Source organism: uncultured Campylobacter sp. (genome assembly GCF_938031315.1).
Taxonomy (GTDB): Bacteria; Campylobacterota; Campylobacteria; order Campylobacterales; family Campylobacteraceae; genus Campylobacter_B.
On sequence record NZ_CALHHT010000138.1, the window covers coordinates 1 to 10,478 of the forward strand.

The window sequence follows — 10,478 nt, forward strand, 5'->3', positions numbered from 1 at the left end:
ACAAAATACTCGCGGGCGGCATCCTTGCTCTCAAAGGGGCTTGCGCTCAGCTCGCTGCCCTCTATGAGCAGGGCGTAGCTGCGCGCGGCGTCCGTTTTGGCGTATGTTAGCGCCAGCCTCGCCGCAAGCTCTCTATCCGCTTCGCTCGCGCCTCTGCTTAGCAGGCTTAGCGCGCCCAAGACGTCATCTTTAAATTTTATCTCGCTAAATTTTGGATTTTGCACGGCGGCAAGCTTTTTGTTGTCGCTCTCATCCCGCCCGATTATGAGCTTAGCGCCCTCAGGCAGGCGCAGATGGCGTCCGAATTTTAAAATTTCAGCGTCCGCGGGCGTTTCGATCTTTTCAAATTTTACCGCATCCTTGATCCGCTCGCTGAAGCTCTGCACGGTCAGCAGACAGCCTCCCGCCGGCGTTTCGTAATCCTCAAAGCCAAACTCCGCCGCCAGCTGCATCTGCCTAGCCCGCCCGCGCCCGCTGATATCAAGCAGAGCGTCGCGATCAACCCAGCCCTTGATCTCGGGCGTCGTAGGCGGCAGCAGCTTCGCGCACAGCGGACGCAGGATCAGCCCCTCCTCATCGCCGCTAAGCCCGCCGACCTGAGCTAGAGCCTGCGCGCGCTGGCTCATCGGGCGCTGTCCGAGCACCTCGCCCGTGATGATGAAGCTCGCCCCTTCGCTTTGCAGCATCGCAAGCGCGGTCTTAAACATATATCCGTGGCAGTCGATGCAGGGGTTAAAGTGCTTGCCGTAGCCGTATTTGGGCTCGAAAAGCACCTGCCGCAGATATTCGCTTCTGATATCGACGCTTTTAAAATCCGCCCCCGCGGCTGCGGCTCTGCGGCGCATGATCTCGCTCTTATCGTCCTTGCCGCCAAATCCGATATCCATATTCAGCGCGAGCACCTCGATGCCTTGCGAGACGATGAGTTTGACCGCGAGCATGGAGTCAAGCCCGCCGCTAAAGAGCGCCAATGCCTTCATTTCGTTCCTTTACTTGAGTTGATTGATCTTTTTTTGATACTCCAAGATCCGCTCGATCTTGTCGGGCGCGTCGGAGTTTTTGAGCTTTTGCATCAGATCTTGCAGGGCGTTGCGGCGTAAAATTTTGCACGCGTCGTTAAAAAGCGCCGCGCCGCCGATCGGCAAAATTTCATCATCCAGCGCAAGCGCGCGCAGATTTTCGCCGGCTTCGTTTTCGGCGCTTTGGGCATTTTGAACGTTTTGAACATTTTGAGCGGCGGCTTCCATCTCGCCTTGTTTCTCGTTGCTATTTGCGTTTTGCCGTGCGGAACCTTTTAAATTTACGGCGCCCGCAGAGTCTTGCCCGATAAAATTTTGCTCGCTAGAGCTCTCGCCAATTTTTAAATTTACGCTCTCGCCCCGGTTAAAATTTTCTCCCGCGTCGCCCGCGGTAAAATTCTCGCTCGTATTACTATCCACATTACCGCCCTCGCCCGCGATGAAATTTTTAAAATTTCCGCCGCTGCGAGCGAAAGCCAAAAACGCCTCGAAAATATCGCCGTGCATACGAAAATCGCGCCGCTCCAAGCAGCCGAGCCCGAGCTGTGCCATCTCGCCATCGAGCAGCATTGATTTTATGATCTGAAGCTCCGCGATCTCCTTGCGGCGCAGTAGCGTCCGCCCGGACCTCGCCGAAGCCGCAGGCGGCGCAGAGCTTTCATAGCGCGCCGTGCTTTGCGAACGAGTAAAATTTCCGCCGTTTAAGCTCGCGCTCGCACCGCCCCTGCCGTCTGCGCCGCGCCCTCCGTAAGAGCCGAAATCGCGAGAGCCGAAATTTCCGTCCTCGTTAAAATTTCGCCCCTCAAAGCCCGCGCCGAAATTTTTACCGCCGTCGGCGAGATTAAATGAGCCGGGCGAGACGTTTAAAATTTGCGCCACCAGGCTCTGATAGGACTCGGCGAGCACGGGGCCGAGCGCTGCGGTAAATTCTTTGATCTCATTTAGCGCCGCTTCTTTTTGCACGGGGCGAGCGAGGTCGTATTTTTTAGCGATTCTTCGGATCAGAAACTCCCCGCTCTCCATGCCGCTGGCATAAATTTGCTCTAGCTCGCGCACCTTGCCCGCGACTATCATATCCGCAGGATCGGCACCTCCGCCGATTATAGCGACGCTTGAGTCGATCTTGTTCAGGCACAAAAGCCGCGCCGATTTCATCGCCGCATTGATGCCCGCAGCGTCGCCGTCGAAGCTAAGCACGACGTTAAGCTCCGCGCGCTTTATAAGCGGCAGATGAGCGGGCGTCAGCGCCGTGCCGAGCACTGCTACGGCGTTGTCGATGCCCGCTTGGTGCAGCATGATGACGTCCATGTAGCCCTCGGTGATGATGAGGGTTTTTTTAGCGATCGCGCTTTTTTTCGCAAGGTCGAATGCGTAGAAAATTTTAGATTTATCAAACAGCGCGCACTGCGGCGAATTGACGTATTTGGCGGGATTATCGCTTATCGTGCGGCCGCCGAAGCCCACGAGCTTGCTTGCGTGGTTGTAGATCGGAAAGGTGATGCGCTCGATGAAGCTAGCGTAAAGCCCGCGCTCGTTTTGCTTCACCGCGCCCGCATTTAGCGCGTCTTGCGGCGGAATTTCTTCGTTTTGCAAAACCCTGATCGTCTGCGCGCTAGCTCCTGCGTAGCCAAGGCCGAATTTGCGAATGCTTTGATCGCTCAGTCCGCGATCGTGCAGGTATTTCACGGCGGTAGGATTTTGATAAAGGCAGCTTTGGTAGTAGGCATTTAAAATCCCAAGCACCTTCTTCTCTTCGCTGCGCTCCTGGACTTTAACACCGGTGTATTGCAGCGCGAAATTATACATCCCCGCAAGCTTTTCGACCGCTTCAGGGAAGCTTATCTTTTCGTAATCTTGGATAAATTTAATCGCATTGCCGCCTGCTTTGCACGAAAAGCAGTGAAAAATTCCAAGCTTTGAACTCACGCTCATGCTCGGGTGCGAATCATCGTGAAATGGGCAGACGCCTACGAAATTTGCGCCGCTGCGCTTAAGCGGGACATATTTTTCTACGACGTCTACGATATCTACGGTGGCCAGCAGATTTTCTATGCTTTCGTTTTTAATCATAAGCGAAATTATACCCGCACTTTGCTATAATTGCCCTTTATTTTTGCGACGAGGTTTGATTTGGATAATTTTTTCTTAGACGATCGCGACCCGATTTTCGGGCTTATCATGCTGATAAGCATAATCTTGCTAGTGTCGATTCTAAGCTACATTTGGGGAGTTTTTTCTAAAAAAAACGAGAGGCAGAGCTTAGAGAATTTCATCAAAAAATTTGACACCCTAGACGCGCTTAGCACCGAGCACAGACAGCTTTTGGCAAGCCCGCAAATTGATATCCCGACGCTTGGAATTTTAGCTAGCTCTTTCGTCAAAAGCGGCGACTTCGAGCGCGCGATAGAAATTTATCTAATCGCGCTAGGCAAGGCTAGCGGCGGCGTGCAGAGGGAGTTTATCCTCACCAATCTCGGTATCGTATATTTCAAAGCGGGCTTTTTAGGGCGCGCCGAAGAGGTGTTTTTGCAGGCGCTGAAGCTGCGCCCCAGAAACAAAGAGGCCCTTACGCATCTTACGGTGATTTACGAGCGGCTGAAGCGCTTTAATGAGGCGCTTGAGGTGCTTGACGCGTTGCGCGAGCAGGACGCCGAAGTATATGCTCAAAGCCAGTTTGAGCGCGCGCAAATTATCGCAAACGACGCCAATACGCCGTTTAATAAAAAGATCGCTAAAATTTCAAAGCTAAACTTCAAAGGCGCGGGGCGGTTTTGCATGGAGCTTTTTATCAAAAACAAAGAGCCTATGGAGGGCTTTGACCGCTTCCCGCCGATCGAGCAGGCTATCGATCTGATCTATGATTTCCCTGCGGCGATAAATACGCAGGATGCGGAGTACAATGCGCTTTTTTACGCGCTTGGAAAAAGCGATCAAAAGCCTAAGAGCGCAAGTAAAATTTTTGAGATCAACGCGCTTATGGCTATGAAGGACGCGGGCTTTGAGGACGCGGGGCTTAGCTTTAGCTACACCTGCGCGAAGTGCAAAAGCTCGGTGGGGCTTTTTTCGCACCGCTGCCCGGTCTGCTACGAGCTAGGCAGCATGGAGATTAGAGCGCAAATTTCGGAGAAAACCGGTGAAATCGGTCAAACTTTTTAGCGACGGCAGCTGCCTCGGCAACCCTGGAGCGGGCGGCTGGGCTTATATCTTGCAATACGGCGACGCGATAAAAAAGGCAAGCGGCGCAGAAGCGATGACGACTAATAATCAAATGGAGCTAACAGCCGCCATAATGGGGCTTAGCGCGCTTAAGCAGCCCTGCCGCGTCGAGCTTTTTACCGATAGCGAATATGTCGTCAAGGCGATAAATTCCTGGCTTGCAAAGTGGGTCGTTACCGATTTTAAGGGCAAGAAAAACGCGGATCTGTGGCGCAGATACCTTGCGGCGGCGGCGCCTCACGAGATCAAGGCCTCGTGGGTCAAAGGGCATGCGGGTCATCCGCAAAACGAGGAGTGCGACGCTATGGCTCGCGCGGCGGCGGAAGCGATAAAATCTTAAAATTTTACGCGCAACAGGGCTCTAGCACGTCCTAGCTTCGGCGTAAATTTTATCGCCCGAAGCCGGTTTTAGCGCATTCGTTCACGCAATCGAGCTTTGGCGGAAATTTCGTTAGCAGTGAGCAGGCTTTGGCGCGACTTGTATTCGCGACGGGTCTATTTTTGGCGAGGATTTCGTTTGCGGCAAGTGAGCCTTAGCGCGGTTTGCGTTAGAATTGGCGGGCTACGTTTAAATTTTATTCGCCGCAGATCGGCGCTAGCGCGTTTCATTCGGCGTTAATACAAATTTAGCGCGGGCTATGCCTGCACTCGTTCGTTCCGCTTGCACGGGTTTCCTTCGCACCAGGCGCCATTTGCATGCGGACCGCCGCGGATTTCGCAGAATTTTATAAAAAGGTTGATAATGCAAAATTTAGAAAAATTACAAGAAAAACTGGGCTATAAATTTAAAAATTTAACCCACCTTAAGATCGCTCTTACGCACAAAAGCGCCAAAAACGGACACAACAACGAGAGGCTGGAATTTTTAGGCGATGCGGTGATGGATCTGATCGTGGGCGAGTATCTTTTCAAAAAATTTAGCAGCGACGAGGGCGATCTGAGCAAGCTGCGCGCCGCACTCGTGAACGAAAGCAGCTTCTCTAAATTTGCAAAATTTTTGGGCATCGGCGAGAACCTGAATATGTCGCTATCCGAGGAGCGCAACGGCGGACGCGAGAAGCCCTCGCTGCTTTCGGACGCATTTGAGGCGATAATGGGCGCCGTCTATCTTGAGAGCGGGCTGCAAAACACCGCCCGCATCGCGACCGCAATCTTAGAAATCCTATATCCGCGCATCAGCTTTAACGAGCTCGTTAAAGACTACAAAACCGCGCTGCAAGAGCTCACGCAGGCAAAATTCGGCGTCACGCCCGAATACGTCCTTTTAGGCTCGAGCGGCCCCGATCACAAAAAAAGCTTCGAAATGGCGGCGCTTGTTGGCGGCAAGCGGCTCTCATCCGCCGTGGGAGCGAGCAAAAAGGAGGCCGAGCAAAAATGCGCGCAAATCGCGATCGAGCTTTTACAAAGCGGCGCCTCGCACGGCACTAGCGCGACAGATGGCGAGCAAACAGCATGCGATAGCGACGTACAAAGCGGCGCAAATCGCGCTCAGAACGGCAAAAAAGGCTCACAAGGCGGCAGCGGACGAGCGCGGGGCAGCACAAAAAGCGAGCATAATAATCGAGGCGGCACGCCGAGTGCTAAAAAAAGCAATGTGCGAAACAAAAACGCCGAACAAAACGGGCGCGATACGGACAAACAAAGCGGCGGCGATCAAGGAGGCGCGCTATGAATACCTTCGGCGAGAGATTGCGCCTTAGCACCTTCGGCGAGAGCCACGGCGCGGCGATCGGCGGCGTTTTGGACGGCTTTCCGGCAGGCGTGGAGATCGAGATTTCAAATATCCAAAGCGAGCTTGACCGCCGCAAACCGGGCGGCAAATACGCTACGCCGCGCAAAGAAGCCGACGAGATCGAAATTTTAAGCGGGATTTTTGACGGTCGCAGCACCGGCGCGCCGATCGGATTTATCATCCGCAACGCAAACCAGCACTCGAAGGACTACGAAAATCTCAAGGATATTTTCCGCCCCGCTCACGCCGATTTTACATATTTTGCCAAATACGGGCTGCGCGATTACCGAGGCGGCGGACGGGCAAGTGCCCGCGAAACCGCCGTGCGCGTGGCTGCGGGAGCGTTTGCGCAAATCTTGCTGGATCACTTTAAAATTTCCGTAAAAAGCGGGGTTTGCGGCGTGGGCGAAATTTACGCGGAAAATTTAGACTTCGACTTTGCGCAAAACAGTGAAATTTTCGCGCTCGATCCCGCTGTAGAGGACGCGCAAAAAAAGTTAATTCTAAGCGTCAAAAATGCGGGCGATAGTATTGGCGGCTGCGTGCTGACGCGCGTTACGGGCGTGCCTGCGGGGCTCGGCGAGCCGCTGTACGGCAAGCTGGATGCGGCGCTTGCGGGCGCGATGATGGGCATAAACGGCGTAAAGGCCGTGCAGATCGGCGCCGGAGTGAAAGCAAGCACGCTAAAAGGTAGCGATAACAACGATTTCATGCACGCTAGCAAGAATGCGATCCGCACCAACGGCAGCAAGATCGGCGCAAATTTCGCAAACAACAACGCAGGCGGGATCTTAGGCGGCATAAGTAGCGGCGCGCCGATCGAGATCACGACGCATTTTAAGCCGACCCCGAGCATTTTCATGGCGCAGCACAGCGTGGACGTGCACGGTGCGGACGCGGTCTGCGAGCTGCGCGGGCGGCACGATCCGTGTATCGCCGTGCGCGGCAGCGTCGTAGCCACCGCGATGGCGCGGCTAGCGATCACCGATGCGCTACTGCTAAACGCGAGTGCGACGCTGGGGAATTTAAAGCGAATTTACGGCGAGGATTAAATTTAAACGAACAATCCTTCAAATTTTGCGGAATTTAATGAAATTTCAAGAGCCGAGCGATGAAATTCCAGCGAGCAAGCGGGCAAATTTTAAATTTACGCGGTAAGCCTATCGCGACAAGGAGAGCAAAATGAGACTTGAGCGTATCGGCGAGGACTCGGCACTGATCGCGCGCATAGAGGCGATCAATGTCGCGGCGTTCCCCGAAATCGAGCGTATCAGCATAAAAAATTTCTTAAAAATGTCGCGCAAAGGACAGCTTGAAATCGCGGCGATTTTCGAGGATTTTAGCGCCCTGGGCGGCGGCGCGGCAAATAAACATCGCGCGGCAGCGAGCGAAAATTTATGCGCGCCGAAGCAGGATTTTTGCGCGGCAAAGCGGGATTGCGGCGAAGCAAGCCAAAATCGCGGTTCTGCAGGTAAAAATTCCGATGCGGATAACCGCGGCGCGGCAGAATTAGCCTCTTTGAGTTCCGAAAATCGCGGCGCGGCAGATAAAAACTCTAATGCGACGTGTGAAAAATCCAGCTTGAAAAGTAAAAATCCCGGCGCAGCAAGCGAAAATTTATGCGCGCTGCAAGATTGCAGCGAAGCGAGCCAAAATTGCGGCTCTGCGGGTAATTGCGCCACGGCGGCGCAAAATTTAAGCGGCGAGGAGCTGGTTGGCTTTTTCGTCTATAGAACTGAGCAAACCTACAAGCGCGCGGTTTCGCACCACAAACAGCCGCCGCTTCGCCTAAATGCGGATAAAATTTTAAGATCCAAAGCCCATAGCAGCGCGGAATTTGAAAGCGCAGGAGATGAAATTTCAAGCGGCAAAGTAAAATTTTCAGAAGCAAAATTTTTTAGCGTTGCAAGCGGTAAAATCGCAGGTCAAAAAACGCAGCCTCTGGGCGGCGATGAAATTTTAAACGCGAGCGCAGATAGCAAAATTCCGATCGACGCGGACCGTTTGATTTGCGGTGCGGGCGGCAAAATTTTATCAAGCGCCAGAAGGGATGAAATTTTATCAAGCGCCGCAGAGGGAAAAATTTCGTCAGGTACCGCAGAAAGCGAAATTTCGCGCTACGATGAGAGCGAAATTTCAAGCGGCGGGGAGAGTGGGATTTTTTACGTGGCCTACCTCGGCATCGATGCGAAATTTCGCGGGCTGGGGATCGGCTCAAGGTTGCTCGCGCTCATCTCCGAGCAAAATCCGCGCGCCCAAATCGTGCTTGATGTCGAGCCGCCGCACGAGGACGCGCCCAACCTCGCGCAACGCCTGCGCCGCATAGAATTCTACGGCAGGCACGGCTTTCGGCGCTGCGGCAAGTTTTTTAACTACGCGGGGCTAAGCTTCGAGATCCTTGCTAAGCCGCCGCTAAGCGCGCCGCAGCAGGGATTTGACGTAGCGAGCTTCGTGAAATTTATCGGCGCGGGCAATAAATTTAGATTTAAAATCACCGACGCGCCGCTATATAAAAACTAATGCAAAAGCCCGAATTCAGCCTCATCTGCGACGATACGTTTTATAGAATTTTCTCCGCCTCTATCCTTGCGTTTTTTTGTATTTTTATCTCTTTGGACATCGGCGGATCGGGGGAGCTGTTTTACACGGACAGCCCGCTACGCTCGCAGCGAGCCAAGCCCAGCCTGACGATCGTTTTTATGTTTTTAGCGTTACTTTATCTGCGAAGCGGTAGCAAAGAGGCGGCGCGCGTGGAATTTGACGAGCTTAAAATATCCTTTCGCAGAGGGCTAGACAAATACGATCTTATGCTTGGATGCGTCGATCTGATAGAGCCGTCGCTCGGCTTCGTGCGGACGTTTCGCGTGCCGTTTCTAAGCTACGAACGGTTTTTGAAACTGCAAGAAATTTTAAAATTCTTGCTTCTTTTCGCATACGTCGCGGGCGTGTTTTTGACGATCAAATTCGGCTTTGCCGAGGCTGCGATCTATGCAGCGGCGGGCATTTTTGCGATTTTGATCGCTTCAAAGCTCGTAGTCGCGCGAAGGCTAGACGGACGAGCGGGGCTACGACTTCGCGACTGCCTGCTACTGCGCGGCAAGGACGATACGGGCGCGACGGTATTTTTTTGCATCCGTCCTAGCCGCACCGAGCGCGAAGCTTTACGCATATATTTTTTGAAAAATTTCAGCTACGACATTAAGGCGTGAAATTTTTTGGCTTTCAGCGTAAAATTTAGACCCGCGGGGTAATCTGGCTACGGCTAAACGCAAATGAAGCGCAAAGGCGGATGCTGCGCGAGTATTTCGCGGCGAGATTGGGGCTGGATTCGAGCAAATTCCACTCACGGCAGTCGCAGATGAGATCGCTCAGTACTCGCAGTAATCCTCGAAGCAGTCGCAGATGAGATCGCTCGGCACCCGAAGCAATCCTCTAAGCAGCTTCAGATGAGTTGCTAGTGTCTGCTTGACTGAGATAACCGCGGCTTGTCGCAACTCGCCTCGCCGCAAGCGCCTATGCAAATATCCTGCGCTCTTAAACGCGTCGAAAGCGAGGCGGTGATAAAATACGAAAACCATACCAAAAAGGAATTTTATGAGGGATTACGACAAAGAGCCGATCAAAATCATAGACAGAGCGGTTTACTTTCAAAACAATATCGTTCTTTTTCTTTCACTCGGTTGCTTATATAAAATATTCAATTTAGAAGTTACTCCGTTAAACTTAGAATTTTACACGCATTTTAGTGCCGATTTAGTTATGTTTATCGTAGTGGTCTTTTTATTGTTGCCGGCTACGCTACTTTGGCCTATTAAAAGAAAGGGCAGTCCCGCGTATTTTTTATTGGAAAATAATAAAATCAGCTATATAAATGCTTTCGACGATAAGCCCGGATCACTAAATCAGGCGTTGAATGATTTTTATTTTGTCAAGAAAGAGGAAGTAATAAAAATTTGCGATGCCTGCGATATAGATTAAGGTAGGTTTTTGCATTATATCAGAGCTATATGATAGCTACGGAAGATTTCACTATTTTTCGTCATACGAGCTGTATAAAAAGTCGTCCATAGGGGTACACATAGGAAAGGTTGTATTGTTTTTATATCATACGATAAATTTCATATTGTTCATCTTGCCGTTTAAAATTTATATGCTGATAAGAGCGGATGAGTCTTTGGGCTTAATCTGCAAAAATATCGTGCTAAGGTTCAAAAATAGAAATTACTTCCTTATAAATATATATTCTAGGCGAGATCTGGATGAGATACTAGAGTATTTTAAGCAAAAAGGCGTCCAAGTTACGGATAAAGTGGTCTTTATGCCGCAGGCGCAGAATAAAGGCTTGTTTACCGATAAAAATGAAATTTGGAGCGATGATTTTAGCGATACGCAAATTCCAAAAGACACGTTTAAGCGAAAGCTTAGGCGATTTTTTAGCTTGGATTAGAGAGCGGAATTCCGCCCGTTTCAGCGTAAAATTTAGACCCGCGGGGTAGAATTACAAAAATTTT

10 protein-coding genes and 1 pseudogene are annotated in these 10,478 nt (G+C 51.7%); 8 read left to right on the forward strand and 3 right to left on the reverse strand.

The features are described from left to right. Both Q0236_RS03775 and dnaG read right to left on the reverse strand, forming a co-directional pair. Window positions 1–980 (reverse strand): argininosuccinate synthase domain-containing protein (locus Q0236_RS03775; RefSeq protein WP_297915275.1); only part of this gene is annotated, 980 nt, incomplete at its 3' end. 9 nt (window positions 981–989) lie between these two features. Next, window positions 990–3,089: a DNA primase gene (gene dnaG, locus Q0236_RS03780; RefSeq protein WP_297915277.1), complete on the reverse strand. Its 2,100-nt coding sequence runs from the start codon at window positions 3,087–3,089 to the stop codon at window positions 990–992. A 60-nt stretch (window positions 3,090–3,149) separates the two neighbouring features. Between dnaG and Q0236_RS03785 the strand changes: the two genes are divergently transcribed. The 6 genes and pseudogenes from Q0236_RS03785 to Q0236_RS03810 all read left to right on the forward strand — a co-directional run bounded on the left by Q0236_RS03785 (window position 3,150) and on the right by Q0236_RS03810 (window position 9,176). Next, window positions 3,150–4,175, forward strand: coding sequence for a tetratricopeptide repeat protein (locus Q0236_RS03785; RefSeq protein WP_297915279.1), 1,026 nt, complete (start codon window positions 3,150–3,152; stop codon window positions 4,173–4,175). Then, entirely contained in the window at window positions 4,153–4,575 is a 423-nt protein-coding gene (gene rnhA / locus Q0236_RS03790; protein WP_297915281.1) for a ribonuclease HI, read from the forward strand. Before Q0236_RS03785 ends, rnhA begins: the two co-directional genes overlap by 23 nt. A 402-nt stretch (window positions 4,576–4,977) precedes the next feature. Next, window positions 4,978–5,640: pseudogene (gene rnc / locus Q0236_RS03795) on the forward strand (ribonuclease III); the annotation flags it as partial. Between the two features lie 263 nt (window positions 5,641–5,903). Further along, on the forward strand, window positions 5,904–7,019 hold the full coding sequence (aroC, locus tag Q0236_RS03800; protein WP_297915283.1) for a chorismate synthase: 1,116 nt from the start codon (window positions 5,904–5,906) through the stop codon (window positions 7,017–7,019). A gap of 130 nt (window positions 7,020–7,149) precedes the next feature. Next, window positions 7,150–8,487, forward strand: a complete 1,338-nt coding sequence (locus Q0236_RS03805; RefSeq protein ID WP_297915285.1) for an N-acetyltransferase — start codon at window positions 7,150–7,152, stop codon at window positions 8,485–8,487. After that, window positions 8,487–9,176: a hypothetical protein gene (locus Q0236_RS03810; protein ID WP_297915287.1), complete on the forward strand. Its 690-nt coding sequence runs from the start codon at window positions 8,487–8,489 to the stop codon at window positions 9,174–9,176. The genes Q0236_RS03805 and Q0236_RS03810 overlap by 1 nt, the downstream gene beginning before the upstream one ends. Window positions 9,177–9,335: 159 nt before the next feature. Here Q0236_RS03810 and Q0236_RS03815 read toward each other — a convergent pair whose 3' ends face one another. After that, window positions 9,336–9,461 carry a hypothetical protein gene (locus tag Q0236_RS03815; RefSeq protein ID WP_297915289.1) on the reverse strand — a complete coding sequence of 42 codons (126 nt, stop codon included), beginning with the start codon at window positions 9,459–9,461 and terminating at the stop codon, window positions 9,336–9,338. Window positions 9,462–9,561: 100 nt separating this feature from the next. On the opposite strand from Q0236_RS03815, the gene Q0236_RS03820 reads away from it, so the two are divergent. Both Q0236_RS03820 and Q0236_RS03825 read left to right on the forward strand, forming a co-directional pair. Further along, on the forward strand, window positions 9,562–9,945 hold the full coding sequence (locus tag Q0236_RS03820; RefSeq protein WP_297915290.1) for a hypothetical protein: 384 nt from the start codon (window positions 9,562–9,564) through the stop codon (window positions 9,943–9,945). Between the two features lie 115 nt (window positions 9,946–10,060). After that, window positions 10,061–10,414, forward strand: coding sequence for a hypothetical protein (locus Q0236_RS03825; protein ID WP_297915292.1), 354 nt, complete (start codon window positions 10,061–10,063; stop codon window positions 10,412–10,414). Window positions 10,415–10,478 lie beyond the last annotated feature (64 nt).